Below are 25787 nucleotides of genomic sequence, written 5' to 3'. Positions count from 1 at the left end.
GGAGTTTTTCATATATGAAAAGTAATGAATCTGCAGAAAACTATTTAGAGACAATACTGGTTTTGAGTAAAAAGCTCCCGGTTGTTCGTTCCGTTGATATTGCCAACGAACTGGGATTTAAAAAATCAAGTGTCAGTATTGCCATGAAGAATTTGCGTGAAAAAAATCATATAACTGTAACAGATTCAGGTTTTATCTATTTAACTGATGAAGGAAAGGCTATTGCGGAAATGATTTACGAGCGCCATCAGCTTATATCAACATGTCTTGTAAAGCTGGGAGTTCCGGAAGGCATTGCCGTACAGGATGCCTGTCGTATTGAACATGTTATTAGCAAAGAAAGTTTTGAAGCAATAAAGAACCATTTAAAAAATAACACAAAATAAATAAGGTGCTGCCATAAGCGGCACCTTATTTATTTTTGTGCTTTTATTTCGTTCCTGTAGGAGTAATCGTTATATTATCCACACTAACTCCCGCTTTTCTTTTTATCACATCCTCTATCTGTGCTCTCTTTGCATCATCTACTTCCTTTTCGCTTATTATTACATCAGCCTGTTTATCACTAATTGTTACCACAATATCATCAAATCCCTTTGCTTTAAGTAATGTCTCAATGGTATTTTCCTTTTCATTTAATTCCGTAAGTTTCACCATTGATTTTACGGCTTTCTTTTTTTCACCTTCACTTATATCGTTATTATTAATCACTTCTAACAATGTTTCTTTATTTTTGGATCTTATCTGCTCTCTGTTTAATCTTGCCTGTGCCATGTATGAAGCCAAATTAGTGCCATTAGTAAGTACTGCTGCCCCCGGTTCTTTAGTTGTTTCTTCCCCTGCACTTTCTTTTGTTTCCTTATTATTAGCGTCTTCCCCATCTAAGCTTTCAATATCATTATCTCCCGTTAAAAGATTGTCACCGTCATAAACAGATTCATATGTAGTTCCATTTACCTTTGCAGCCTCTTTTTTCTTATCTGCATTATCCGCATAATTCAAGTATCCGGCAACTGCAATTAATACTGCAAGAAATGTTACGATAAACTGATTTTTCTTAAAAATCTTTTTCATGTTACCCCCTTAATATTTAATCAATTTCTACTACAGATATTTTATGCAGGGGAACATCAAACAATGCAGACAACATCTTTATTATCTCCTCCTTTTTTGAAGAATCCCCTATACCTGATGCCATAATGGCTATTCCTTCCACTTCCGGATACATTTCCTTTATCACATAAGGACTTTCTCCATTATCATTTTCCAAAATAACCGTCTTTTTCTTTTGACTGTTGCTTTTTTCCTCATCACTCCCTTTTTTAGATTGAGATGCTTCATCCTCACTGTCTTCCTTTACCACCTTTTCATTTCCGGACTTTAAAGTAACCATAACGGAAACCTTTGAAACTCCCTTTATGCCTTCAATCATATTAGAGATTTTTTCTTCCATTATTTTTCCATAGTCATCTTCAGGGCTTGCACCAATATATTCCGTCTCCCTTATTTTAGTCTGTCCTTCACTCCTTCCATTTTCAAAATATGATGCTCCTATAAGCATTATTCCTGCCAGCACTAAAAGTATCAGTTTTTCTTTACCTATTTTTTTAATTTCCATTATTTTTTTCAGATTCATCTTCATACTTTTCACTTATCCTTTCAAATAAATCCTCCCTGAATTTGTTCACACTGTTTTCTAAATTACTGTTTTTATCTATTTTTACATGGCTATATTCACTTATGATTTTATCTACATTAATGTTGTTTTTTTTGTATTTTACAATAGGATTAAATATAAGCATTAGAAGCAAAAATCCTGCAAAAAGTTTTATATATTTCTTACTGCTTTTTTCCGGAAATATATTTAATATAAGTGTTGTAACAATCATAAAAATACTAATATTTCTTATATATCCATAAACAAATTCCATACTACTCCTTTCCCGTCACTATGCATATTATGGCAATGCTTATAATAAACAACATTGAAGCCCCGATAATCACTTTGGCAAGCATCTTTATTCCCATAACTACACAACTTATACTATTAATCATTCTTTTATCTGCTACAGGCTGTACAACTGCCTGGGCTATCTGCATTGATATGGAATATAACTGAATTTTAATAAAAGGCACTCCGCAAAGCATAATAATCACAATTATGGCAAAACCTCCTATGGTATTTTTTATTAAATTAACAGAGCCTAACAATATACCGCATACTGCATCTGAGCCATCTCCTACCACCGGCAGTGCTCCTACTACCTTTCTAATGGCATTGTTTTTCACTCCGTCTACTGCCGGAAGTATCAGTGCCTGAATAATATTAAGACCAACAACTATACCTACGACGGTTTTATTAATAAAAGCTATGGCGTTTTTCAGCAAATCCGAAGTTTTGGATAAAAAATCCTCTTTTGATATATTATTTATAAGATTAATTGTTACATAAACCTTTATCATTGGAACAAGAACCCTTAAAAATATAAATTGTGCCACACTTATAATAACTAATGTAAGCTGATAAAATCCTGCCGCAGCCACCTGACCTGTTATTGCCACAGACAGGAAATACGCCGGTACAATGCCACACAAAAACTCCAGCAGAAGCCTTACAAAATCAGTGGCAATCAGGCAAAAATTTTCAAATAAAGTCATAAGCATTGTAGTAACAATTAAATAGCATATGTAAAATCCTGTGGAAGATATTCCGTCATTTGAAAACACATTGGCAAAATTAGTAAAAAAAGCAGATAAAATTACAATTAAAAGCAAATTTCCAAGGGCTTTTTCAACCATTGTAAAATCCCCAACTGTTTTCTGATATACCACATTAGAGCATTCCTTTATTACATCTAAAACATTTCCACTCATAATCTCATCTAAAATATGCCTGAAATTTAAATCCCGATACCCGTTTTTCTCCAAAGTTTTTATACTGTCATTTATTTCAAAATCGTCAATTGACATGTACTCTTCATTTTTGTTTAAATCAGATGCCTTTATTGTAACGGTATTTATTCCCCAAATACATATTGCCAGCACAATAGCCATGTAAACATATTTTCTCATACTTAATTCTCCCATACTTTATGTTAAAAGGGATGTAACTGCATATATCAGTTCCGTAAACACCGGCAGACTTACTACTAAAACCGTAAGTTTTCCAAATATCTGTACCTGATTTGCCACTGCTAAATAACCGCAATCCTTGGCAATATCAGAGGATATTTCCGATACAAAGGTGATACCGGTTATTTTTAGTAAAATTTTAATGTAATCTTTACTTATTGAAGTCATTCCTGAAAGCCTGTCCACTATTTCAATAATATCGGAAATTCGCAGCAGGGAATATCCAAAAATAAATATGCACACCACCACTGAAATCATAATTCCATATTCAGGCTTAATTGTTTTAAACCACACCGCCAGAATTACCCCGACAATTCCTATCACACCTATTGTAAGCATCTTTTTCCTTCTTATAACTCAAATAATTTCTGTATTGTTTTAAACAAATCATATATATAAGGTACAATCCACATAAGAACTAATATTAATCCCGCCAAACTTGTAAGAAATGCCTGTTCCTCCCTGCCACTGTGTTTTAATATCTGCCCTATAACCGACACGATTATCCCCACAGCAGCAATTTTAAAAATCAATCCTATTTCCATACTTTCTTCACCTTTCATTTGTTATAAAAATAAAATGGCAAGAAATGCCCCTGCAGCTATTCCGGTAGTTCTGTATAACCGGCATTTCTCTGTTTTACCTTTTTTTAATTCCCCTATATTGTCATCAATACATTCCATGGCATGATCAATATTTTTTATTTGTGTTTCTTTGTCTGTCATACCTATTGTATTTCCCAAATCTTCAATAATTGCTATATCCTCTTTTGACAGTTTACTGTCTGCTACAAAACTTTTTTCTATATTAAACTGCCATGCCTCTTTCAATGTGCCTACATTATCTTTTATCACACCTTCAAAAAATCCCGTCATTATATTATCTGAAATCCCTGTTAATTTTTTCATGGATTCATATATTCCTCCATTGTTATACTTAATTTCCCCTTCCAGTAAAAACAGCATTTTCTTAATCTGCTCTAACTGACTGATACGGGCGTTATAATCCCTTCCCATACCAAATCCTATTCCACCGCAACCTGAAAATATTAATAAACATCCAAATATTTTCAACAACATATGTACTCTCCTATTCTTTTTATAATTACTTTTCTTTCAAACATATTTACCATATCTTGTCCAAACTTTTTTGTAACATCTTCCACATCCCTGCCGTGAGCTGTAGCTATAACCTTTACTCCGCTTACACCGGCTGATTCTATGGCTTCTATATCCTCTTTTTTTCCTATTTCATCTAAGGCAATTATTTTAGGTGCCATTGAACGGATTGCCATTAATATCCCATCCTTTTTGGTGCAGTTACTTAATATATCTGTACGAATACCTAAATCTATGGTAGGCACTCCCATGTACATTCCTGATATTTCATTTCTCTCATCAATAACACATATGCTTGTCCCCGGTGTTTCATTACTGATTTTTTTAATATAATCCCTTAGTAATGTTGTTTTCCCCAATCCCGGTGGAGAGATTATAAGGATGTTCTCAATTTTTTCATTGCTTTTTGTTTTTTCATATAACATTTCTCCGTAATTTTCAATTTGTCTGCATACACGAATATTTAAAAATTTTATATTTTTTATTGCCTTTATCCGGTTATTTTCCTTCACTATTACACCGCCAAATCCAATACGATGACCTCCCGGCACAGACAAAAATCCCTCTTTTATATTGTCTTCAAAAGCATATGCTGAATAATCCGTGGCTATGTTAAATGTATCTGAAATATCATCCTCTGATATTATTACATCTCTAAAAACTTTCTCTGAATTTACCTTATTTATAATCAAAGGGCTGTTTACTCTCATTCTAATCTCCGTTATTTTGTTATATTCCGGGCACCTCTTCACTTTTTCCTTAATTTTTAAATTAAAATACTCATATAGCTCTCTCATTTTTATTCTCCTCATGAAAATATATGATTAATTAAATTTATTATTCTATTTACTTTTAAATTTTTGTACTGTAGAATTAAATTAACAAAACAAAAGAAAGAGGGAATACTTATGAAGAAAAAATCAAATTCACGTAAGATAGTAATTTCTGCATTAGCAGTTGTTTTGGTTACTGCCTTGGGATTTAGCATTGCCTTTGCCAATTCCAAGCCGTCTCATGCCGTGGAGTCTTCCTCCACTATAGAAACTACTGCTTCTGATGTTGTAGAAACTTCTACTACACCGGAAATTAATCTTATTAAAAAAATCACTCTTAATCACTCTTCTTTAACTCTTACTAAAGGAAAGAAAAGTGTATTAAAAGCCAAGGTAACATATGATGGGGATTCTTTTGATACTAACGAGGATTACGTCTGGAGCAGCAAAAATAAGTCTGTTGCCACTATTTCCAAAAACGGCAAAGTGGTAGCTGTTAAAGCAGGCAAAACATATATAATATGCAGTAGTCAAAGCGGAAATGTTAAGGTTCGCTGTAAAATCACAGTAAGGAATCCATATAATCCTGTAAAGACCATTAAGCTTGACAAAGACCAGATGCGTCTTAACAAAAAGGATAAGCGTGTACTCAAACCAATTATTACATACGGTGACAAAAAGAAGAAAAAGTATGCTCACGAGGAACTTATCTGGAGAAGTTCAAATAATAAGGTTGCCACTGTAAACAAAAATGGTAAGGTAACAGGAAAGTCTAATGGTACAGCATATATAAAAGCTACTTCTAAATACACTAACAAGAGTGTTAAATGCAAAGTATTTGTTCAAAATACCAAATATATTGCCATTACCTTTGACGATGGTCCGGGAGAATATACCAACACTCTTCTTGATGCCTTAGAAAAGTATCATAGCAAAGCCACATTCTTTGTTCTTGGAAACCGTGCCGCAGCATATAGCAGTCAGTTAAAACGGGAAAACAACTTGGGAATGGAAATTGGAAGTCACACATACAGTCATAAGAATTTAAAAGCTATTCCTAAAAAAGAAGTTATTAGCGAAATTAATAACACTAAAAAAGCCGTAAAAGATGTTATTGGTGTTGAACCTAGTTTACTTCGTCCGCCATATGGAAACTATAATGCTACAGTAAGCAAACATGCAGGTGTTCCAATGATTTACTGGTCTGTGGATACTGAAGACTGGAAATACAAAAATGCCTCATATGTTAAGAGAACCGTACTCAATTTTGCATCAGACGGACAGATAGTATTGTTACACGACATTCATCAGACAACTGTTCAGGGATTTATTAAAGCCTTACCATCTCTTAGAAAACAGGGCTATGAATTAGTAACTGTAAGTGAGTTATATGCCATTAAAGGCAAGACCCTTAAAAAAGGTGTAATGTATTATGGTCCATATAGAGACAATAATTAAATTATAGTTTAGGCAATAAAAAATAGAGCATTCCAAAATTGATGCTCTATTTTTTATTGGGTTTTATATTACCTTTGACAGGAAAGATTGTGTTCTTTCACTTCTTGGATGTTCAAATACCATTTCCGGAGTTCCCTCCTCAATGATTTTGCCTTCATCCATAAAAATCACTCTTGATGCAACTTCTCTGGCAAAACCCATTTCGTGAGTAACAACCACCATTGTCATTCCCTGTCTTGCCAAATCCTTCATAACATTAAGAACTTCTCCTACCATTTCAGGGTCAAGGGCTGATGTAGGTTCATCAAACAACATAACCTCAGGCTCCATACACAACGCTCTGGCTATAGCCACACGCTGCTTCTGACCACCTGATAACTGCGAAGGATAAGCTTCAGCTCTGTTTTCAAGATTAACTCTTTTCAAAAGCTCCATTGCAGTATTTTTTGCTTCCTCTTTGTCCTTTTTAAGAAGCTTAGTAGGTGCAATAGTCATATTCTTTAAAACACTCATATGAGGGAATAAATTAAAATGCTGGAATACCATTCCTACTTTCATACGATAATTGTTAATATTAGTTTTGCTATCTGTAATATCCTCACCATCGTATGTAATTTTTCCTTCAGTTGGTATTTCAAGTAAATTTAAAGTACGAAGCATAGTAGATTTTCCTGAACCTGACGGTCCTATTATAACTACCACTTCTCCTTTTTTTATTTCAAGACTTACGTCATCTAAAGCCTTGATTTCACCATTTTTATAATATTTCTTTATGTTTTCTGCCTTAATCAGAGGCTTAAAACTATCGTTCTGCATTTCTCAGCCTCCTTTCCAGCTTTCCTAAAAGCCATGTAAAGAACATTACCATAACCAGATAAATAACGGCAATGAAAATAAGTGGGAAATACGGATTATAAGTAGCCGCTCTTACCGAGTCACCTGCTCTTGTAAGATCCATAAGACCTATATAACCACACACAGCAGTTTCCTTTAATAATACAATAAACTCATTTCCAAGAGTTGGAATAACATTCTTAAATGCCTGTGGAACAATAATATAAATCATTGTCTGGGCATAATTGAAACCAAGGCTTCGTCCTGCTTCGTTTTGTCCAATATCAATAGACATAATTCCACTTCTGAAAATTTCTGCCACATAGGCACCTGAGTTAATACCAAATGCCAAAGCAGCAATTGGAATCTGAGCATTGGAGCTTTGGAATACAATAAAGTAAATTATAAGAATCTGAACAACAACCGGCGTTCCTCTTATAACTGTAAGATAAACTTTACATATAAAATTAAGTATTGCTAAAATAATCTTTCCAAATCCCATCCTCATTTCGTCATACTGTCTGGTATAAGTTGTCCTTACTATGGCAATTAACGCTCCTATTGCCACACCTAACAGTAATGCGAAAAAAGTAATTATAAGTGTGTTTTCTAATCCGGTTAAATATAACTTCCAATAATTTTTTGAAAAAAAGCAGGTATCAAACTGTTCCTTTATATCTGCTATACTAAGTGAACTTAACCATTTAATATTCCACATACCATTAAATAATATCTGCATTGTAACCTCTTATCTTAAAAAGGCTGCCCTGCTACAGGCAGCCGAATTTTTTATAATTATTTTGCTTTGATATACTTATCAAGAATCTTCTGGATAGTACCTTCAGCCTTTAATTCATTAAGTGCGCCATTTATTTTATCTTTTAATTCTGTATTATCTTTTGCAACAGCAATTGCGTAATCTTCTGTTACATATTCTGTATCAAGAATCTTAAGACCCTTATTAGCCTTTACAAATTCCTTTGCAGGCTGATTATCAATTACTACACAATCAATCTTTCCACTAACTAAAGCCTGAACTGCATCAGCACCTTTGTTAAACTGCTGAACCTTACCAAATCCCTTGTCCTGAATATCTGATGTACAGTAAATATCACCTGTTGTACCAAGCTGAACACCGATTGTGTTATCAGCACCCTTAGTTGTTAAGTCCTTAACATCTGTAATTTTTGAATCTTCTCTTACAATAACAACCTGAACACCTGTAGCATATGAATCTGTAAAATCTACATTTTTCTTTCTTTCATCTGTTACTGTCATTCCGGCAGCACCTATAGCATCTTTTCCTGATGTAATAGCCGGAATAATTGAATCAAAGTTCATATTATCAACCTTTAATTCCATGCCTAACTTATCTGCAATTGCCTGAGCAATATCAACATCGATACCAACTACATCTTCACCTTCAACATACTCATATGGTGGAAACTCTGCGTTAGTTGCCATTGAAAGAACCTGCTTTCCGTCCCCGCCACTTTTTGAATCTGATGACTTGCTTCCACATGCGCTGAAAACAGCAGTTGCCATAACAAGTACCATTACTAATGAAATAATCTTTTTCATTTTTTTGTTCTCCTTATTAAATATATTTTATCTAATGCATAAAATTTTGCCTTTACAATTATATCTGATAATAGTCATTATTTCAATTAAAAAAATTAAATTTAGTAAATATTGAAGAATATTAATCATAATTGTTACCCATTGCGGTAATTTCTGCTTTCATTTCCTGTACAAATGCCTCCGGCTCTAGCACTTTAACCCATGCCCCCTGACTAAGAAGAAACATCTTTATTCCGTCTCCATAAACATTCGCACTTATTGTATATTTTCCATTTTCACATTTTACAATTTCAGATTCAGGTATTTTATCTAATACTGCCTGAACTGATGGCCCGGTAAATTCAAATTTAACGTACCTCTTTATTCCCTGTCCCGGCCACATATATTGAATCTTGTTTTTAAGCTCCCCTTCATCAAATCTTTCATTATATTCAATATGAAAACCTGTTCGGTGCTTTATGTAACTGACTATTCTGTCCATTCTGTAAAATCTGTTAACTTCTAAGCCATTTGCACCGTGTGCAGCAATAAGATAAAAATAATACTCGCTAAATACAATAGCCAACGGTTTTACCTTTCTTGTTATTTTACTTCTATCCATTTTATAGTATTCAATGGTAATCTCCTTCTGTTCCCTTATACAGTTTGAAATTCCCCATACATTATCTAACACATTATCACAGTCTGATTGTACCGGTATGTAATGATATAACTCTTTAGACGTAAGCTCATTGGTCATTTTCTTATCTTTAGCCGACATAAATGTTTCCATTTTATTTATAATAAGCTTCATTTGATTTTCATTAAAACAACGGCTGGCAATAAGTACCTTTATTACGGCTAACAATTCTTTGCTTAAAAGAAAGTTATCCATTTCTAAATAATACGCTCTTTCCTGATATGAATACATTATTTCACACCCAAAAGACTTTCCTTCATTGTCGCATAAAAAATTCTTTAGTTCATTAATATCCCTTGTTATACTTTTAGTTGATACCTGATACTCCATGGATAATTTCTTTACGGAAACGTATTCACCACAAACTAATCTCATAAATATATCCAAAACTCTGTATTTCTTATGAATCGAATTTGACATTTTAACACTCCTTTATGCTATATTATCTTAGATTATAGCACATCATTAAGACATATGTGTGTCCTGTTAAGTCTTTTATTTTAGTTTTTTGAAACATTACTGCAATAAAAAAAGCACTTTCGTGCTTTTTTTATTTATGATATGGCTGATTATTTATTATTCTGTAACTTCTATATATCTGTTCCAGTAAAATAACCCTCATAAGCTGATGAGGAAATGTCATTTTAGAAAAACTAAGTTTGTAATCAGACCTGTCTGAAACTTTTTTGTGTAATCCCAAAGACCCACCAATAACAAATACTATATGACTTTTCCCATTAATTCCTAACCTGTTAATTTTGTCTGCCAGTTCAAGAGAATCTAACTGCTTTCCATTAATTTCCAAGGTTATAACATAGGCGTCATCAGGTATTTTAGCTAATATCCGGTTTCCTTCTTTTTCTTTTACCATATCAGCTTCTGTTTCTGAACAGTTTTCCACTGTTTTTTCATCCGCCACCTGTACCACCTCTGCCTTGCAGTATCTGGAAAGCCGCTTTAAATATTCATTCACTGCCTCTGTATAAAATTTTTCCTTAATTTTACCAACAGTTAATATTATTATTTTCATATAAACTCCTGCTAGTTTTGACTAAATCTTGATAAGAACTGTCTTGTTCTCTCTTCCTGTGGATTTTCAATTACCTGCTTTGCATCACCCTGCTCCACAATCACTCCACCGTCCATAAATATAACAGTATCTGCCACATCTCTGGCAAAAGCCATTTCATGGGTAACAATAACCATTGTTGTCTTCTCTTCAGCCAGGGATTTTATAACCTTAAGCACTTCTCCCGTAAGTTCAGGATCAAGTGCCGATGTAGGCTCGTCAAAACAAAGAATATCCGGTTTAAGTGCCAAAGCCCTGGCAATGGCTACACGCTGTTGCTGTCCTCCCGAAAGCTGGTGTGGATAATGATTAACCCTGTCTGCTAATCCCATTCTTGCCAACAATTCTTTTCCATGTTCTTCTATTTTGTTATAAATTTCTTTTTTATTCTGCTTAAAGTCAGGCAAATCCTTTGCCAGCATTTTTTCTGCTAATGTAACATTTTCCAATGCTGTATACTGTGGAAAAAGATTAAAAGACTGAAATACCATTCCAAAATGAAGTCTTTTGTCTCTTAAATCCTTATCTTTTTTGCTTTTTATCTGACTTGCATCAAACAAAATTTCATCATTTACTGCAATGGTCCCACCGTTTGGTATTTCAAGAAAATTAAGACATCTTAAAAGAGTTGTCTTACCTGAGCCTGAAGAACCTATAATTGCCAAAGTCTGTCCTTCCTCTAAATCAAAACTTATATTTTTTAAAACATCGGTGCTACCGAAATGTTTCTCTATATTTTTAACTTCTAACATTGCCATTTCAATACACCTCCTTATTTAAAATAATCTAATTTCTTTTCTATGTAATTAAACAAAATGGTAAGAATACCTACGAATATCAGATAAAATACCCCTGTGTAGAACAGTGGCCATATAATACCCTCTGATTTCATAAAGTTTTCCCCCATTACCGTTAATTCCTGTACAGATATAATTCTTGCTAAAGATGTATCCTTAACCAATGTAATTATTTCATTTGACATTGGTGGCACTATTCTCTTAATCATCTGAAGTAATGTGATTTTAAAGAATATTTGGAATTTAGTCATTCCTAGAACCTGTCCTGCCTCCCTTTGTCCTGCGGGAACGCCTTCTATACCACCTCTGAATATAACTGAAAAATAGCAGGCGTAATTAATGGTAAAGGCAACTACTGTTGCAATAACCCTGCTCCATGAATCCCCTGTCCACACATAATATCCTATTAATCCCGGGCCATAGAATATTATAATAATCTGAAGCATAAGAGGGGTTCCACGGATAATCCATACAAACACGTCAACAAGATATTTTAAAGGTTTAAATCTGCTCATTGAGCCAAAGGCAATAATAAGTCCCAGTGGCAATGAAAATATTAACGTTAATATAAATATTTCTACTGATATTCCAAGTCCGCTAAGTAACTCTTCCGTAACGCTTAAAAACATAAAGTTTCTCCTTAATCCTTTTACCGTTTTAAGGCAGAGAGCAAACAACCCTCTGCCTTAAAATAATTTTTCTAAATTTTATTATACCTTTATTTTGATGAAACTACAACTACCTGTGCATTATTGCAGTAAGCATTTGTACATTCCATAGAATTTTTAACTTCATTTGTCAATGTCATACCATTCCAAACAACGTCAATTTTCTTTGAATCAAGTTCCATTGTTTTTGTATCCCAGTTAATTACTACAAATTTAATCTTAACACCCAACTTTTCAGCAAGTTTCTTTGCTAAATCTGCATCAAAGCCAATCCAGTTTCCGTCTTCATCTTTGTAATCCATTGGTTCAAATTCTGTAATACCAACAACTAATGTTCCTTTATCTTTAATGTACTTAACATCATCGCCTTCAACATATTCACCTGCTTTAGCCTGCTCTACTAAGGTATCACTTACCTTATATGTATCAGCTATGGTCTTCATTTCTCCTGAAGCATATATTTCACTGAAGAAATTATTAATGTATGCTGCAAGATCTGAACCCTTTCTGCATCCTACACCATATTCTTCTGTAGTAAGCTTATCTGTGTATTTAAGGTCAGGATAACTTGTTCCTTCACCAATCATAGCACCTGCCATAAGTAAATCAATAATGGCAGCATCAGATGTTCCTGAATTTACTTCCATTAAAGCCTTTGCCTGTGACTGTACAGGGTTTGTGCTCCATCCCTTTGACTTAGCAGCTTCTTCACCGGCTGAGCCCTGTTCTACTGCATATACCATACTTGAAGCATCCTTCTTGTCACCTGTTTTCTTTTCGCTGCTTCCGCAACCTGATAAACATAATGTTGCACACATTGCAACTGAAAGTAATAAAGCAATTCTTTTTTTCATTGTATTCTCCTTTTTAATGTTATAATTCATTAACACTTTAATTAATTAAACAAGAGAACTATATCATAATAAAATATTAAAGTCAATTTTATATTTTTATTTTTGTAATTCATTTACTTGTTATAATATCTTACTTGTTATATAATTAAACTAATTATTTTACAAGGAGAGATATTGATTATGGAAAAAAGCAACATTGAAGATAAAATTTCTGTTGATAATCAGCCTGTGGATGATATTCCTGAAGCTTCCACTGACTTCAACGAAGAATTATCAGATTTTTCAGAAAATAAGGTTCATTCCTTTGTTCGCTTATCTGACAAATATGATGATATTATGTCATCTTCATATACTTTGATTTTAGTAGGTATTGTGGGAATTATTTTTATGATTTTAGTTTGGATGAAGATTATTCCCCTTCCTATCAGTTCAGAAACATCATGGCTGTTTAATTCAGTTATGGGTGGGGTTTTCATTATTTTTATAATTGCAGGGATTGTTTCATTTATGCATGCAAAGCAGGTCAGAATAGAAGCTGATGCTGAAGATAAGCTTATTGAAGAGCTTCTTTCATGGGCAGATGAAAATATTCATGCTGAGGATATTGATGAAGATCTTGATACTACCCAGCCTATGGAATTACTTTATTTTAACCGTGCAGATAAAATCAGGGATTTATTAATGTACCAATTTGAAAACGCCGACGAAGCCCTTATATATGAATATACGGAGCAGATATATCAGAAGCTTTATGAAAATAATGAAGATTAATTAAATATTTGCAAAGAAAAAGGAGTTACGATGTAACTCCTTTTCTTTTGGTTATCTCTTTAATTAAGATTTGGAAGATTGGAAATATATTCTTTAAATAAATTCCAATTTCCTTTTTTAATATCAAATGTATCTTCATTAAACTGATTTTCCACATATCCTTCAATTAGAAACACATCTATTCCAATATTTCTTGCAACCATGTCTTCATGTACATCATTGCCAACCATTAAGCAGTCCTCTGAATCCTTGTCTAACATTTTTAACAGAAACTTATAATACTCAATATTAGGCTTTGCAAAACATGAATTTTCATATGTAGTTATGTAAGAAAAATCCTCCGGATTAAGACCTGCCCAGCCTAATCTTTCATATACGGCAATTTCCGGAAAAACAGGATTTGTTGCCACTACCAGCTGATATCCTTTTTCCTTTAGTATGTCTATACACTCTGCCACTGTATCTATAGGGTGAGTAACATATCTTGCCACAGCGAAATCATCCTTATAGAACTTAATAATTTCCTTCTCCAGTTTTCTTTTAACTTTAGACTCCATTTTTCCATTACCATCTGTCATAAAGTTTTCAAATGCTTTCCAGAAACATTCCTCATTAGTAATAAGACCGTCATTTTGTACCACGGCCTTCTCACCCACCCATAATGCCGCAATAATCTTTTTAGCATCATAGCCTGCTGTTTCAAGTCTATTCTTTAACAGCAAAATATATGTATCTGTAAATTCCTTCATATCCATTGGAAGCAATGTTCCGTCTAAATCAAAAAGTACTGTATTCATCCCTTATCCTATTAAAATTATTCGTCCCAGTTATGATAAACCTGCTGAACATCTTCATCTTCATCAAGTCTGTCAATAATAATATTCATCTTCTTAATGGCGTCTTCATCTGATAATTCTACATAATTCTGCGGAATCATTGTTACTTCTGCCTCTGCCATTTTAATTCCTTCTTTTTCCAATGCTTCTCTTACATTGCTAAATTCCTCAGGTGAAGTAATGATTTCATAGCTATCCTCTTCGTCTGCAAAATCTTCTGCTCCTGCATCAACTGATATCATCATAAGTTCATCTGGATCCATGTCGCATTCTTCCTTATCAATTATAATCTGACCTTTTTCATCAAACATATATGATACACAGCCCTGTGCTCCAACATTTCCGCCACCCTTTGTAAAGCAGTTTCTTACGTTTGCAGCTGTTCTGTTTCTGTTGTCTGTAAGAGCATCGACAATAATGGCAATACCATTTGGTCCATATCCCTCGTATCTCACTGTTTCGTAGTTAATTGCAGCTGCATTACCGGCAGCCTTCTTAATACCTCTTTCAATGGTATCATTAGGCATGTTGTTGGCCTTTGCCTTTGCTATAACATCTCTTAACTTGCTATTATTATTAGGATCTGCTCCACCTTCTTTTACGGCTACCGCAATTTCCTTTCCTATAATTGTAAACATCTTGCCCTTTGCAGCATCATTTTTTTCTTTTTTATGCTTAATATTGGCAAATTTTGAATGTCCTGACATAATTACCCTCTCTTCCGTAATTTTTTATTTATTTTAATCTATTCGCATAATTCAATAGAAATTTTAACATTTTCTAAATTAATAGTCAACTTTCCCTATGCCGCTTTTGTTTATGTATCAAGCTCTAAACTAATTAGCAAAGCGGAATCCACTGTTTTTAATATTTCATTGTCCAGATGGCACACCTTATCCTTTAACCTTTTCTTATCAATAGTTCTTAATTGTTCAAGAAGTATAACCGAATCCTTTACAATGTCACAGTTTTCTTTATTTATTTTTACATGGGTAGGCAGTTTTGCCTTCGTCATACGGGAAGTTATGGCTGCCACAATCACCGTGGGACTATGCCTGTTTCCGGTGTCATTTTGAATTATTAAAACAGGTCTGACTCCTCCCTGTTCCGACCCGATTACCGGTCTTAGGTCGGCATAGAAAATATCCCCTCTTCTTATTACCATTTTTTCACACTCCAAATCATCTAATGTCTTACTAGTTATAGTATTCCACATTTTGGAATGTGTATTCAAAAGATTATTTTAAATTTAACCCCCGGCCCTACAAATCTATTTCATAATCATCTGTGAAGTAGTCTTTCGTGCCAATTACCTTACCGTTTTTTAAATACACCCTTGGAACCCTTTTACCTAAATCACATACAAATTCATAATTAAAAGTTCCTGCAAGCTCCGCTAAATCGTCTATTTTGATTTCCTCGCTTCCATCAGTTCCTGCTAATGTAACCAAATCTCCTACTTTTACGTCCATTCCCGTAACGTCTACCATAAACTGATCCATGCACACGCGCCCTACAATATTAGCGCGTTTTCCATTAATAAGAACATAGCCTTTATTGCTTAAATTACGTGGATATCCGTCTCCGTATCCTAAAGGAATAGTAGCTATTTTCATGTCATCCTTTGCAATATAGGTCTGACCGTAGCTTATTCCCCGTCCTTTTTCGATATTTTTAACGTAAACAACGTGGCTGTAAATTGCCATGGCAGGATATAATTTCATATTGTCCTTATCCATTTCATCTGATGGATACAAGCCATACATTGAAATTCCGGCTCTTGACAGACTAAGGGATGTTTTTTTCATTTCCATCATTGCCGCACTATTGGCACACTGATGTATAGGAATTTTAACCCCTTTTTCTTCCACCAGATTAACAAAGTTTAAAAATTCTTCAAACTGCTTATCTGCAAAGGATTTGTCTTTATAATCCGCCTTGGCAAAATGGGTAAATATTGACTCAATTTTTATATTTGGCAGCTTACTGATTTCCACAATTTCCTCTGCAGCTTCATTAGACGGTATGTATCCTATTCTGCTCATACCTGTATCTACAGCAATATTTATCTTTAATACTTTGTTAAGATTAACTGCATGTTGTGACATAACCTTTGCCATATCCAATGTAAACACGGGAGGTAACATATCTTCTTCTATCACCATATCGTAAGTACATTCCTGAGTATATCCCAGTATAAAAATTGGCTTATCTATGCCATGTCTTCTAAGGTTATGGCCCTCGTAAGCCGTAGCTACGGCATATCCGTAACATATATCATCTAAATCCTTAGCAATAGGTACTGCCCCATGTCCGTAACCATCTGTTTTTATTACTGCAACTATTCCTGTATTTTCATTTAATCTTTCCTTCATAATCTCTACATTTTTATGAATCATATCTAAGTCAACTGTTGCATAACCTCTAAAATACTTGTCAATTTCCATAATTTCACTTCCTGTTAATCTGTAATTACACTTTTTATTTCTTCAATAATATCTGTAGCCATAAGACCTGTTTTTGATACTTTATGGGCTGCCATATCACCTGCTAATCCGTGAACGTAAGGTCCCATTACCGCTGCCTTTTCAAAATCACAGCCTATACCTATAAGGGCTGATATTATACCTGTAAGAGCATCACCACTTCCTGCCGTTGCCATTCCATTATTTCCCGAAAGATTAATGTAAATCTGTCCGTCAGTTGCAATAACGGTTCTTGCATCCTTTAAAACCACATTGGCACCGTACCTGTAATTAAGCTCTTTGGCATAATAAATAAGGTTTTCTGCAATTTCCTTAACAGGTTTATTTATAAGTCTGCTCATTTCTCCTAAATGAGGAGTTAAAATTAATTTCTTATGAAAGTTCTTTTTAACCCTTTCATCTGCAGCAATATTGTTTATTCCGTCAGCATCAATAACTGCCGGGATTTTTGACTCAATTACCTGCTCCACAATCATCTGCTGTATGGTTCCTATTCCTATTCCCGGCCCCACAGCCACAACGTCACACCAGTTTAAACATGCTTCAAAGGCTTTTTTGTTAAATTTTTCTGTGTTGTATGTATTAATCATAGCCTCAGGAATTAATTTTGCAATAATATCCCTGTTATTTTCGTGGGTAAAAATTCTTACAAGTCCTGCTCCTGCCCTAAAGGCAGCCTTAGCACACAAAACAGCGGCTCCTGAAATATCCCTGCTGCCTGCCACTATAAGGATTTTTCCAAATGTTCCTTTATTAGAATAATTAGCTCTCTTTGGAATCATTTTCAAATCATCCACACCGGCATATTCTAATATTTCCGAAGCCTCATTGTAAGACTGTACCGGATAACCAATGTCCGACACCTCTACCTGTCCGCAGTAATCAGCTCCCGGATATAATACCGTGCCTATTTTGTGACAACCGAAAGTTACAGTATAATTGGCTTTTATGGCACATCCCATAACTTCACCGGTATCTCCGTTGATTCCTGATGGAATATCAACGGCATAAATAATATTTTTCATTTTATTTATTTCCGAAATAAGCTGTTCGTATGTACCTGTAATGTCCCTTGATAAACCTATTCCAAATAAAGCATCAACTACCACATCGGCATCTATAACACTAGATACCACAGGAACTCCTATTTTTTCCACAATACTTAACTGGGTTTTAAATTCCTCTGTTGCCTTTTCCTTATCTCCCATAACAAAAATACAGATGTTATATCCTAAAAGATACAACATCCTGCCTATAGCAACACCATCTGCCCCATTGTTACCAATGCCTGCAATAACCTGTATTGTTATATTATTTTTTTGTTTTCTTTCATTTTTGTCAATTAAATCAGCTACACTTTTTGCTGCTCTTTCCATCAAAACCAATGATGGTATTCCAATCTCATTTATCGTATAGCTGTCTATTTTCTTCATATCCGTGCCTTTAACGATATTCTCCATGAGTATGCTCCTATTTGTTTAAACTATTATTTTTTTCTGAAATTCTATATGTAAGCTTCATAAGACTCTCTGACAGATGGACATTTTCAACAATAATGTCTCCCGAAACTCCTAGATCCGTATGGGCAAAATTCCAAAATGCCTTTATGCCACACTCTACCAGTTTCTCAGCTATTTTCTGTGCCGGTTCCTTAGGTAATGTAAGTGCCACAATTTCCACATTATTTTCCTTAACATAATCGTATAAGTATTTAATGTCCAAAACCTTACCGCCTGCTGTGTCTTTACCTATCAGTTCAGGATTCTTATCAAATAACGCAGTAATCTCAAATCCCCTGTTTCTGAAATTGCCATAATTGGCAATTGCCTGACCTAAATTTCCTGCACCTACAATAACCATTTTATGTGTTACGTTAAGCCCTAAAAGCTTTCCGATTTCTTCATATAAATACTGAACATTATAGCCGTATCCCTGCTGTCCGAATCCGCCAAAATTGTTTAAATCCTGTCTTATCTGGGATGCTGTAACATTCATTCTTTTACTTAACTCTTTTGAAGATATACGCTCAATATTTTCCTGTCTTAGTTCATCTAAATATCTATAATAACGAGGCAGCCTTGAAACAACTGCTTTTGATATTTTATTCATGCTAACTCCTCATTCTTTTTTCTCTAATGTTTAATTATAAGTATATAGGGAAACATTGTCAAATATTTATCATTCTTTTATTTTTGGGATTTTTTCATAATTTCAGCCTATATTAAAGTTAATGGGACTTATAAACATATAGTTTAAAAATATGCTTATTTATGGTAAACTGTTTTCCAGGAAAATTTACTTTTACAGGAGAAAACAAATGATATTATCATGTAATCATATATCAAAATCTTATGGTGTTGAAACTATTTTAGATGACTGTTCTTTCTTTATTAATGATAATGAAAAAGCAGCCATTGTGGGAAATAACGGTGCCGGCAAGTCAACCATAATGAAAATTCTAATAGGGGAACTTAGCGCTGATAATGGAAATGTTACCATTGGCAAGGATAAAACCATCGGTTATCTTGCCCAGTATCAGGATTTAAGCTCCACTAATTCCATATATGAAGAAGTAAAATCCGTTAAGCAGGACATAATTAACATGGAACAGCGCCTTATGGGATATGAAAGGGAGATGGCTAACCTGTCAGGTTCTGCCCTTCAAAAGCTTATTGAAGACTATACTAATCTTGAACATCGCTTTCAAATGTTAGATGGTTATTCATACAAAAGCGAAATTGAAGGTGTCATTAAAGGTTTAGGATTTACTTCTGATGATTTTAATAAAGAAGTGGGGAAATTATCTGGAGGACAGAAAACCAGAGTTGCCCTTTGTAAACTCCTTTTAGGAAAGCCTGACATTATAATGTTAGACGAACCCACTAACCATTTGGATTTAAATTCCATTAAATGGCTGGAAAATTATCTTTTAAACTATAAAGGTGCGGTACTTATTATAGCCCATGACAGATATTTTCTTGACAGAATCGTAACTAAGGTCATTGAAATTGAAAATCATAAGTGTCATATTTATGACGGCAATTACTCCGCCTTTGCTGAAAAGAAAAAACAACTTAGAGAGGTGCAGCTTAATCTTTACCTTAAACAGCAAAGTGAAATTAAACATCAGGAAGAAGTTATTGCCAAACTTCGCTCTTATAAACAGGAAAAGTTTTACAAACGTGCTGAAAGCCGTGAGAAGGCTTTAGATAAAATTGAATTAGTGGATAAGCCCGAAGAATTAAATGCTGCCATGAATATTACCCTTGAACCTGACTGTGTAAGTGGAAATGACGTTTTAACTGTTCAAAACCTTTCTAAGTATTACAACACACTGCTTTTTAAGGATATTAATTTTGAAATCAAACGTGGCGAGCATGTTGCCTTAATTGGTGATAACGGTACAGGTAAAACCACTATATTAAAAATCATCAATAATATTATTTCTGCCGATAGCGGCATGGTAAAGTTAGGTACTAACGTGCATATCGGTTATTATGACCAGGAACAGCATAACCTTACTGACAGCAATACACTGTTTGAGGAAATTGCAGATGCCTATCCTGATATGACTAATACCAAAATCAGAAACACCTTAGCTGCATTTATGTTTACGGGTGATGACGTTTTTAAATTAGTTTCCGATTTAAGCGGTGGCGAAAAAGGTCGTTTATCTCTGGCAAAGCTTATGCTTTCAGAGGCTAACTTAATTATTTTGGATGAACCTACCAACCACCTGGATATGACTTCAAAGGAGATTTTGGAAAATGCCATAAACAGCTACACCGGTACAGTATTTTATGTGTCCCATGACCGTTATTTTATTAACCGTACTGCAAGCCGTATTTTGGAACTAACTCATACCAAATTAATTAATTACCTTGGTAATTACGATTACTATGAAGAAAAAAAAGAACAGCTTACTGCTACCTTCGCCCCGGAAATTGTCAAGGAAAAGGAAGCAAAAACTGTTTCAGATAATAAACTTGATTATTTAGAAAGGAAGGCTGAAGCCGCAAGGATTAGAAAATTGAAAAATGACATTTCTAAAGTTGAAGAGAAAATAAAAAAATATGAAGACAGATTAAATGAATTAGATGAGATGCTTGAGGATCCTTCCGTATCTACCAATTCAGCTAAATTAAACGAAATCAGTAAGGAACAAAACGATATCAGTAAGAAGCTTGATGATTTAATGTTACAGTGGGAAGAGTTGTCAGACCAGCTTTAATTATTTGATTTTATCAAGGTTATTTATTGTATTTTAGGCTGTTTTATTCTATACTAGATATATCATTTTACATTTAAGGAGACTATCATTATGGAGAATAGAAAAGTTGTAGTCGCTCTTGGAAGAAATGCCTTTAGCGAGTCATTTCCTAAGCAGCAGGAGCGTGTTAAATTAGCTGCTAAGGCTATTGCAGACTTAGTAGAAGAAAAATATGAAGTTATTATTACTCATAGTAACGGACCTCAGGTTGGAATGATCCAGACAGCTATGACTGAGTATTCAAGACTTGACCCGGACAGAACTGTTGCACCTATGTCTATATGTGGTGCCATGAGTCAGGGATACATAGGATTTGACTTACAAAATGCCATTAGAACTGAACTTTTATCAAGAGGAATTTACAAACCTGTAAGTACCATTATTACTCAGGTCAGAGTTGATCCTTTTGACCGTGCATTTAATGCTCCTTCAAAGGTTATCGGACGTCTTATGACAAAGGAAGAAGCTGAAAATGAAAAGAAAAAGGGAAATTATGTAGAATACGAAGAAGGCGAGGATGGTTACAGAAGAATAATTGCCAGTCCAAAGCCAATTGACATATATGAAATTGATGCCATTAAGGCTTTAGTTGATGCCCATCAGTTAGTTATTGCTGCAGGTGGTGGCGGTATTCCTGTATTACAGCAGCGTACAGGTCTTAAAGGTGCCAGTGGAATTATAGAGAAGGATTACACAGCTGCAAAGCTTGCAGATATGCTTGATGCTTCTACCCTCATGATTCTTACATCTAATGATTATATGACTATTGAAAAGGAGGGTTCTACTGAAACATTAAAGAACATTTCTACAGATGAGGCTAAGGAGCTTATTGATGCAGGATACTTTGATCCTGTTACATCACTTCCTAAGATTGATGCTTCACTTTCATTTGTTTTAGCAGGTAATGACAGAAAAGCCATTATTACTAACTTAAATAAAGCCAAAGATGGTATCAGGGAAAACATCGGTACCATCATCAAATAATCTTGTTATAAAAAACGGTTGAAATCATAATTTCTGAAATTCAACCGTTTTTTTATGTTTATCTCTTTAACGCGTCATAGGCTTCCTGAAAGAAAAACTCCTGGGAATTAATTGGTTCATCATCATTTTCTACTTTGTGATAAACACCTTCATTGTCCATATACCTTGCCTTAATATTATCTTTTAACATAATATCAAAAATATGTCTAATCCTGTTCTTTATATTTTCATCATAAACCGGTGCTGCCACTTCTACTCTTCTCACAGTATTTCTTGTCATAAAGTCCGCTGAAGAAATAAAAATTTTATCTCTGTCCTTTGTTCCGAAAATATAAATTCTGGAATGCTCTAAATATCTTCCCACAATACTAATTACCCGAATATTTTCTGTATATCCCTTAACTCCTGCCACAAGACAACATATTCCACGAATAACCATGTCAATTTTAACCCCTGCCTGGGATGCCTCAACTAACTTTTCCATTATCTTCTTGTCAGTTAATGAATTAAGTTTAAGTCCTATGTAGCCTTCGCCACCATTTTTTACATGATTAATCTCATCTTCTATCATTTGAATAACCTTATTCTGAAGACATTTTGGTGCCACAAGGAGATGATTTGTCTGTTCCATAACCTGAGCCATACAAATTTTGTTAAATGTTTCAGAAACCTCCTGGGCTATCTGTTCATTTGAAGTCATAAGAGACAAATCTGTATATAGCTTTGAAGTTTTCTCGTTGTAATTACCTGTGCCAATCTGACTTACATGCTTTATGTGTCCCTCTTCGCTGTAGGAAATAAGGCATATTTTTGAATGTACCTTTGTATGGTCAATTCCATATATAATACGGCAACCTGCCTCTTCCATTCGTCTTGACCATTCAATATTATTCTGCTCATCAAATCTCGCTCTAAGTTCCACCATTACCACTACTTCTTTTCCATTTTCAGCAGCTTCAATCAGCGTTTCCACTACTCTGGAATCCTTTGCTACCCTATACAAAGTCATTTTTATGGACACAACCCTTTTATCATAAGCTGCTTCCTTTAATAGTCTCAAAAATGAATTAATGCTTTCAAAAGGATAGCTTAACAAAATATCCTTCTCTTCTATCTGGGCAATCATCGGACGGGATTCATCAATATTAGCTGACAGCTGAGGAACCCTTCTGTTAAAGAATAATTCCTTTTTATTTCTTAAAACATCCTGTATTTTAGATACAAAAGAAAGCTCTAACGGAGACTCTGAATAAAACGTCTGATCCATGCTTAAGTCAAGTTCCCTGCACAGTGACTTAATAACCTTTTCATCCAGCATCCTTGAATACTCTAATTTTACAGGGCAAAGTCTCCTTCTTACCTTTATAAGTTCCTCCATGGAATCCCTGTAATCCAGTGCGTCATCATCAAACTGCTGATCATCTATGTCAATATCAGCATTTCTTATAATTCTAATTAAAGACTTACTTTTAACTGTATATTTTTCAAAAATCTTCGGCATAAAATGAAGAATCAGTTCTTCCACCAACATATATTTATTTTTGCTTGATGGAATCTGTACCAATCGGTTAAACACTCCATTGCTGCAAGGCACAATACATAACTTTTCATTACTTTTTGAGCCAAGAAGAGCCACAGCATATATTTCCCTGTTATTAAGGAACGGGAACGGCTGTTTCTTTCCCACCACCTGTGGTGAAAGAAGAGGCATAACAGTGCTGTAAAAATACTTCTCTAAGTATGCGGCATCTTCATCTGAAATTTCCTTAAAACTAATAAGTTCAACTCCCTGCGTTTTAATTTCCTTCATTAATTCCTCATATACATCGTCTTTAATTTTAAGAAGATTTTTGGTGTGTTTAAAAATATGCTCTAGCTGTTCACTTGCCACCATTTGTGTCTTATTTTCCTTAACAGTGTTATCTAAAAGCATCTGATCATAAATTGAACCCACTCTTACCATATAAAACTCATCTAAATTACTAATGAAAATATTGGCAAAGGACAGCCTTTCACAAAGAGGAACCCTCTTGTCAGCTGCTTCTTCTAACACACGTTTATTAAATTTAAGCCAGGATAACTCCCTATTATCATAATAAGGTTTCTTCTTGAACTTTGGCTTATTGCCGTGCTTTTTGCTTTTTGCCATATTGTACTTATTATCCTTAACTTCCATTTTTTCCTCTTTTTTTATTTCCTGTGAAACTCTCTCTTCCATAACCCTCTCTTCCTTCTTAAACTTAAGTGCCTTACCTATAGTCAAAACTATTGCACCGGCTATTCTCCTAAACATATTCCTAATTTTTTTGCCTGTAGCACAAGCTGATTATCAATATTAACCATCTTAGTTTTACCGGCAACATCACTTAATGGAACACTTGATATTTTATTATCCACAAATGTTGCCATATAACCATATTTTTTATTTTCAATTAATTCTCCTGCCATAACTCCCAGCCTTGTAGCCAATACCCTGTCATAAGCACATGGATTGCCACCTCTTTGAATGTGACCTATTGAAGCAGTTCTGATTTCTTTGTCAACATATGGTTCAAGTTCCCTTGCCAGTCTTTCCGCTGCTATCAGGTTTCCTCCCTCTTTACGTTTTTTCTTCAATTCTTTCTTTGTAAGCAGGCTTTCTTCTTTTGAAATAATTCCCTCCGATGCCGCAATAATTATATATTTCTTACCTCTTTTTTCCTTTTCTTCAATATCTTTTACTACTGCATTAATATCGTAAGGAATTTCAGGTATTAATATAATATCTGCGTTTGAAGCAATTCCTGCGTGAAGCGTAAGCCATCCTGTTTTGTGTCCCATTACTTCTACCACAAACACCCTTCCGTGGGATTTTGCAGTTGACTGAAGTTTGTCAATATAATCTGTTGCCACATTAATAGCTGACTGAAATCCAAAACTTACATCAATTCCCTCTAAGTCATTGTCAATGGTTTTAGGAAGTGTAACCACATTTAACCCCTTTTCAAATAAAAGATTTGCTGTTTTGTGGGAACCGTTTCCTCCTGCAACCACTAAACAGTCAAGACCTGTTTTCTTATAAGTGTCAATCATTGACTTAACCTTGTCACGTCCTTCTTCGTCCGGCTCATTAATCAGCTTAAAAGGTGTTCTGGAGTTTCCAATAACAGAACCTCCTAAATTTAAAATATCTTCAAAGTCGCCAATCTTCATTTTTTTATAATTGCCCCTTATAAGACCTTTATATCCGTCTAGGAAACCATAAAACTCAACTTTATTTCTTTCCTTTTCATACAGGTACTTTGCCGTACCTCTCATTGCTGCATTTAATGCCTGACAATCGCCTCCACTTGTTAAAAAACCTATTTTCATTGATAAGTCCTCCTTAATACATTATTTTTATTCCGTGCATTAAGCGAAATCTTATTACTATCTTTCCCAAATACACTGTATATTACCACGTTTTTATAAAATCTATATAAATTATATCATATATTT

29 protein-coding genes are annotated in these 25787 nt (G+C 34.4%); 5 read left to right on the top strand and 24 right to left on the bottom strand.

Features of this window, described 5'->3' with window-relative positions; genetic code table 11:
- Window positions 1-14: 14 nt before the first annotated feature.
- Window positions 15-386: a metal-dependent transcriptional regulator gene (locus tag DWW68_RS00295; protein ID WP_118588470.1), complete on the top strand. Its 372-nt coding sequence runs from the start codon at window positions 15-17 to the stop codon at window positions 384-386.
- Between the two features lie 43 nt (window positions 387-429).
- On the opposite strand, the gene DWW68_RS00290 is transcribed toward DWW68_RS00295, so the two are convergent.
- Genes DWW68_RS00290 through DWW68_RS00255 form a run of 8 tightly spaced genes read right to left on the bottom strand, consistent with a single transcriptional unit; the run spans window position 430 to window position 5047 of the window.
- Window positions 430-1074: a SpoIIIAH-like family protein gene (locus DWW68_RS00290; RefSeq protein ID WP_021953246.1), complete on the bottom strand. Its 645-nt coding sequence runs from the start codon at window positions 1072-1074 to the stop codon at window positions 430-432.
- 16 nt (window positions 1075-1090) lie between these two features.
- Entirely contained in the window at window positions 1091-1642 is a 552-nt protein-coding gene (locus DWW68_RS00285) for a hypothetical protein (protein WP_147365726.1), read from the bottom strand.
- Complete coding sequence (locus DWW68_RS00280; RefSeq protein WP_118588468.1) at window positions 1608-1931, bottom strand: stage III sporulation protein AF; 324 nt, start codon at window positions 1929-1931, stop codon at window positions 1608-1610. The genes DWW68_RS00285 and DWW68_RS00280 overlap by 35 nt, the downstream gene beginning before the upstream one ends.
- Window position 1932: 1 nt before the next feature.
- Window positions 1933-3072, bottom strand: coding sequence for a stage III sporulation protein AE (locus DWW68_RS00275; RefSeq protein WP_158576768.1), 1140 nt, complete (start codon window positions 3070-3072; stop codon window positions 1933-1935).
- A gap of 18 nt (window positions 3073-3090) precedes the next feature.
- The gene (locus DWW68_RS00270; protein WP_118588466.1) at window positions 3091-3471 is read right to left on the bottom strand and encodes a stage III sporulation AC/AD family protein; all 381 of its coding nucleotides are present in this window, start codon (window positions 3469-3471) and stop codon (window positions 3091-3093) included.
- Between the two features lie 11 nt (window positions 3472-3482).
- Window positions 3483-3677 carry a stage III sporulation protein AC gene (gene spoIIIAC / locus DWW68_RS00265; protein ID WP_021953251.1) on the bottom strand — a complete coding sequence of 65 codons (195 nt, stop codon included), beginning with the start codon at window positions 3675-3677 and terminating at the stop codon, window positions 3483-3485.
- A 21-nt stretch (window positions 3678-3698) separates the two neighbouring features.
- On the bottom strand, window positions 3699-4211 hold the full coding sequence (locus DWW68_RS00260; RefSeq protein WP_118588465.1) for a stage III sporulation protein AB: 513 nt from the start codon (window positions 4209-4211) through the stop codon (window positions 3699-3701).
- Window positions 4202-5047, bottom strand: coding sequence for an ATPase, T2SS/T4P/T4SS family (locus DWW68_RS00255; protein ID WP_243052969.1), 846 nt, complete (start codon window positions 5045-5047; stop codon window positions 4202-4204). The genes DWW68_RS00260 and DWW68_RS00255 overlap by 10 nt, the downstream gene beginning before the upstream one ends.
- Before the next feature lie 111 nt (window positions 5048-5158).
- On the opposite strand from DWW68_RS00255, the gene DWW68_RS00250 reads away from it, so the two are divergent.
- Window positions 5159-6481, top strand: a complete 1323-nt coding sequence (locus tag DWW68_RS00250) for a polysaccharide deacetylase family protein (RefSeq protein WP_118588463.1) — start codon at window positions 5159-5161, stop codon at window positions 6479-6481.
- Window positions 6482-6544: 63 nt separating this feature from the next.
- On the opposite strand, the gene DWW68_RS00245 is transcribed toward DWW68_RS00250, so the two are convergent.
- The 8 genes from DWW68_RS00245 to DWW68_RS00210 all read right to left on the bottom strand — a co-directional run bounded on the left by DWW68_RS00245 (window position 6545) and on the right by DWW68_RS00210 (window position 12963).
- On the bottom strand, window positions 6545-7273 hold the full coding sequence (locus DWW68_RS00245; protein WP_147587343.1) for an amino acid ABC transporter ATP-binding protein: 729 nt from the start codon (window positions 7271-7273) through the stop codon (window positions 6545-6547).
- Window positions 7274-7283: 10 nt separating this feature from the next.
- Window positions 7284-8054, bottom strand: coding sequence for an amino acid ABC transporter permease (locus DWW68_RS00240; RefSeq protein ID WP_243052967.1), 771 nt, complete (start codon window positions 8052-8054; stop codon window positions 7284-7286).
- A 56-nt stretch (window positions 8055-8110) separates the two neighbouring features.
- The gene (locus DWW68_RS00235; protein ID WP_021953257.1) at window positions 8111-8896 is read right to left on the bottom strand and encodes a transporter substrate-binding domain-containing protein; all 786 of its coding nucleotides are present in this window, start codon (window positions 8894-8896) and stop codon (window positions 8111-8113) included.
- A 121-nt stretch (window positions 8897-9017) separates the two neighbouring features.
- Window positions 9018-9995: a WYL domain-containing protein gene (locus DWW68_RS00230; RefSeq protein WP_118588462.1), complete on the bottom strand. Its 978-nt coding sequence runs from the start codon at window positions 9993-9995 to the stop codon at window positions 9018-9020.
- A 130-nt stretch (window positions 9996-10125) separates the two neighbouring features.
- Window positions 10126-10605 (bottom strand): 23S rRNA (pseudouridine(1915)-N(3))-methyltransferase RlmH, encoded by a 480-nt coding sequence (rlmH, locus tag DWW68_RS00225; RefSeq protein WP_021953259.1) that lies wholly within the window; start codon window positions 10603-10605, stop codon window positions 10126-10128.
- A gap of 11 nt (window positions 10606-10616) precedes the next feature.
- Entirely contained in the window at window positions 10617-11402 is a 786-nt protein-coding gene (locus DWW68_RS00220) for an amino acid ABC transporter ATP-binding protein (RefSeq protein WP_021953260.1), read from the bottom strand.
- Window positions 11403-11416: 14 nt separating this feature from the next.
- The gene (locus DWW68_RS00215) at window positions 11417-12070 is read right to left on the bottom strand and encodes an amino acid ABC transporter permease (RefSeq protein WP_021953261.1); all 654 of its coding nucleotides are present in this window, start codon (window positions 12068-12070) and stop codon (window positions 11417-11419) included.
- An 89-nt stretch (window positions 12071-12159) separates the two neighbouring features.
- A complete protein-coding gene (locus tag DWW68_RS00210; RefSeq protein ID WP_118588461.1) occupies window positions 12160-12963 on the bottom strand; it encodes a transporter substrate-binding domain-containing protein in 804 nt (267 codons plus the stop codon).
- Between the two features lie 180 nt (window positions 12964-13143).
- Here DWW68_RS00210 and DWW68_RS00205 point away from each other — a divergent pair, with 180 nt between their 5' ends.
- Entirely contained in the window at window positions 13144-13734 is a 591-nt protein-coding gene (locus DWW68_RS00205) for a hypothetical protein (protein WP_118588460.1), read from the top strand.
- A 59-nt stretch (window positions 13735-13793) separates the two neighbouring features.
- Here DWW68_RS00205 and DWW68_RS00200 read toward each other — a convergent pair whose 3' ends face one another.
- From DWW68_RS00200 to DWW68_RS00175, 6 genes are all read right to left on the bottom strand, one after another.
- Window positions 13794-14531 (bottom strand): HAD-IA family hydrolase, encoded by a 738-nt coding sequence (locus DWW68_RS00200; RefSeq protein ID WP_118588459.1) that lies wholly within the window; start codon window positions 14529-14531, stop codon window positions 13794-13796.
- A gap of 17 nt (window positions 14532-14548) precedes the next feature.
- Complete coding sequence (locus tag DWW68_RS00195) at window positions 14549-15277, bottom strand: YebC/PmpR family DNA-binding transcriptional regulator (RefSeq protein ID WP_021953265.1); 729 nt, start codon at window positions 15275-15277, stop codon at window positions 14549-14551.
- Between the two features lie 110 nt (window positions 15278-15387).
- Window positions 15388-15735: a type II toxin-antitoxin system PemK/MazF family toxin gene (locus DWW68_RS00190; protein ID WP_118588458.1), complete on the bottom strand. Its 348-nt coding sequence runs from the start codon at window positions 15733-15735 to the stop codon at window positions 15388-15390.
- 97 nt (window positions 15736-15832) lie between these two features.
- Window positions 15833-17017 (bottom strand): alanine racemase, encoded by a 1185-nt coding sequence (gene alr / locus DWW68_RS00185; protein ID WP_021953267.1) that lies wholly within the window; start codon window positions 17015-17017, stop codon window positions 15833-15835.
- Window positions 17018-17031: 14 nt separating this feature from the next.
- Complete coding sequence (locus DWW68_RS00180; RefSeq protein WP_118588457.1) at window positions 17032-18516, bottom strand: NAD(P)H-hydrate dehydratase; 1485 nt, start codon at window positions 18514-18516, stop codon at window positions 17032-17034.
- Window positions 18517-18526: 10 nt separating this feature from the next.
- Window positions 18527-19165: a redox-sensing transcriptional repressor Rex gene (locus tag DWW68_RS00175; RefSeq protein ID WP_021953269.1), complete on the bottom strand. Its 639-nt coding sequence runs from the start codon at window positions 19163-19165 to the stop codon at window positions 18527-18529.
- A 208-nt stretch (window positions 19166-19373) separates the two neighbouring features.
- Between DWW68_RS00175 and DWW68_RS00170 the strand changes: the two genes are divergently transcribed.
- The gene (locus tag DWW68_RS00170) at window positions 19374-21287 is read left to right on the top strand and encodes an ABC-F family ATP-binding cassette domain-containing protein (protein ID WP_118588456.1); all 1914 of its coding nucleotides are present in this window, start codon (window positions 19374-19376) and stop codon (window positions 21285-21287) included.
- Between the two features lie 90 nt (window positions 21288-21377).
- A complete protein-coding gene (gene arcC / locus DWW68_RS00165) occupies window positions 21378-22310 on the top strand; it encodes a carbamate kinase (protein WP_118588455.1) in 933 nt (310 codons plus the stop codon).
- A 58-nt stretch (window positions 22311-22368) separates the two neighbouring features.
- Here the strand turns inward: arcC and ppk1 are convergent, their stop codons facing one another.
- Complete coding sequence (gene ppk1 / locus DWW68_RS00160) at window positions 22369-24603, bottom strand: polyphosphate kinase 1 (protein ID WP_118588454.1); 2235 nt, start codon at window positions 24601-24603, stop codon at window positions 22369-22371.
- Entirely contained in the window at window positions 24588-25661 is a 1074-nt protein-coding gene (locus tag DWW68_RS00155; protein ID WP_118588453.1) for an ATP-dependent 6-phosphofructokinase, read from the bottom strand. Before DWW68_RS00155 ends, ppk1 begins: the two co-directional genes overlap by 16 nt.
- Between the last annotated feature and the right edge of the window lie 126 nt (window positions 25662-25787).

The sequence above is a fragment of the Eubacterium sp. AF16-48 genome (assembly GCF_003479405.1).
Classification (GTDB): domain Bacteria; phylum Bacillota; class Clostridia; order Lachnospirales; family Lachnospiraceae; genus Eubacterium_G; species Eubacterium_G segne.
The sequence above is the reverse complement of the archived record's forward strand: the minus strand, read 5'-3'. Positions and strand labels throughout refer to the sequence as shown.

Coding starts and splice junctions, on each gene's coding strand:
- DWW68_RS00295 (WP_118588470.1), top strand. CDS start 15: ATGAAAAGTAATGAATCTGCAGAAAACTATTTAGAGACAATACTGGTT.
- DWW68_RS00290 (WP_021953246.1), bottom strand. CDS start 1,074: ATGAAAAAGATTTTTAAGAAAAATCAGTTTATCGTAACATTTCTTGCA.
- DWW68_RS00285 (WP_147365726.1), bottom strand. CDS start 1,642: ATGAAGATGAATCTGAAAAAAATAATGGAAATTAAAAAAATAGGTAAA.
- DWW68_RS00280 (WP_118588468.1), bottom strand. CDS start 1,931: ATGGAATTTGTTTATGGATATATAAGAAATATTAGTATTTTTATGATT.
- DWW68_RS00275 (WP_158576768.1), bottom strand. CDS start 3,072: ATGAGAAAATATGTTTACATGGCTATTGTGCTGGCAATATGTATTTGG.
- DWW68_RS00270 (WP_118588466.1), bottom strand. CDS start 3,471: ATGCTTACAATAGGTGTGATAGGAATTGTCGGGGTAATTCTGGCGGTG.
- spoIIIAC (WP_021953251.1), bottom strand. CDS start 3,677: ATGGAAATAGGATTGATTTTTAAAATTGCTGCTGTGGGGATAATCGTG.
- DWW68_RS00260 (WP_118588465.1), bottom strand. CDS start 4,211: ATGTTGTTGAAAATATTTGGATGTTTATTAATATTTTCAGGTTGCGGT.
- DWW68_RS00255 (WP_243052969.1), bottom strand. CDS start 5,047: ATGAGAGAGCTATATGAGTATTTTAATTTAAAAATTAAGGAAAAAGTG.
- DWW68_RS00250 (WP_118588463.1), top strand. CDS start 5,159: ATGAAGAAAAAATCAAATTCACGTAAGATAGTAATTTCTGCATTAGCA.
- DWW68_RS00240 (WP_243052967.1), bottom strand. CDS start 8,054: ATGCAGATATTATTTAATGGTATGTGGAATATTAAATGGTTAAGTTCA.
- DWW68_RS00235 (WP_021953257.1), bottom strand. CDS start 8,896: ATGAAAAAGATTATTTCATTAGTAATGGTACTTGTTATGGCAACTGCT.
- DWW68_RS00230 (WP_118588462.1), bottom strand. CDS start 9,995: ATGTCAAATTCGATTCATAAGAAATACAGAGTTTTGGATATATTTATG.
- rlmH (WP_021953259.1), bottom strand. CDS start 10,605: ATGAAAATAATAATATTAACTGTTGGTAAAATTAAGGAAAAATTTTAT.
- DWW68_RS00220 (WP_021953260.1), bottom strand. CDS start 11,402: ATGGCAATGTTAGAAGTTAAAAATATAGAGAAACATTTCGGTAGCACC.
- DWW68_RS00215 (WP_021953261.1), bottom strand. CDS start 12,070: ATGTTTTTAAGCGTTACGGAAGAGTTACTTAGCGGACTTGGAATATCA.
- DWW68_RS00210 (WP_118588461.1), bottom strand. CDS start 12,963: ATGAAAAAAAGAATTGCTTTATTACTTTCAGTTGCAATGTGTGCAACA.
- DWW68_RS00205 (WP_118588460.1), top strand. CDS start 13,144: ATGGAAAAAAGCAACATTGAAGATAAAATTTCTGTTGATAATCAGCCT.
- DWW68_RS00200 (WP_118588459.1), bottom strand. CDS start 14,531: ATGAATACAGTACTTTTTGATTTAGACGGAACATTGCTTCCAATGGAT.
- DWW68_RS00195 (WP_021953265.1), bottom strand. CDS start 15,277: ATGTCAGGACATTCAAAATTTGCCAATATTAAGCATAAAAAAGAAAAA.
- DWW68_RS00190 (WP_118588458.1), bottom strand. CDS start 15,735: ATGGTAATAAGAAGAGGGGATATTTTCTATGCCGACCTAAGACCGGTA.
- alr (WP_021953267.1), bottom strand. CDS start 17,017: ATGGAAATTGACAAGTATTTTAGAGGTTATGCAACAGTTGACTTAGAT.
- DWW68_RS00180 (WP_118588457.1), bottom strand. CDS start 18,516: ATGGAGAATATCGTTAAAGGCACGGATATGAAGAAAATAGACAGCTAT.
- DWW68_RS00175 (WP_021953269.1), bottom strand. CDS start 19,165: ATGAATAAAATATCAAAAGCAGTTGTTTCAAGGCTGCCTCGTTATTAT.
- DWW68_RS00170 (WP_118588456.1), top strand. CDS start 19,374: ATGATATTATCATGTAATCATATATCAAAATCTTATGGTGTTGAAACT.
- arcC (WP_118588455.1), top strand. CDS start 21,378: ATGGAGAATAGAAAAGTTGTAGTCGCTCTTGGAAGAAATGCCTTTAGC.
- ppk1 (WP_118588454.1), bottom strand. CDS start 24,603: ATGTTTAGGAGAATAGCCGGTGCAATAGTTTTGACTATAGGTAAGGCA.
- DWW68_RS00155 (WP_118588453.1), bottom strand. CDS start 25,661: ATGAAAATAGGTTTTTTAACAAGTGGAGGCGATTGTCAGGCATTAAAT.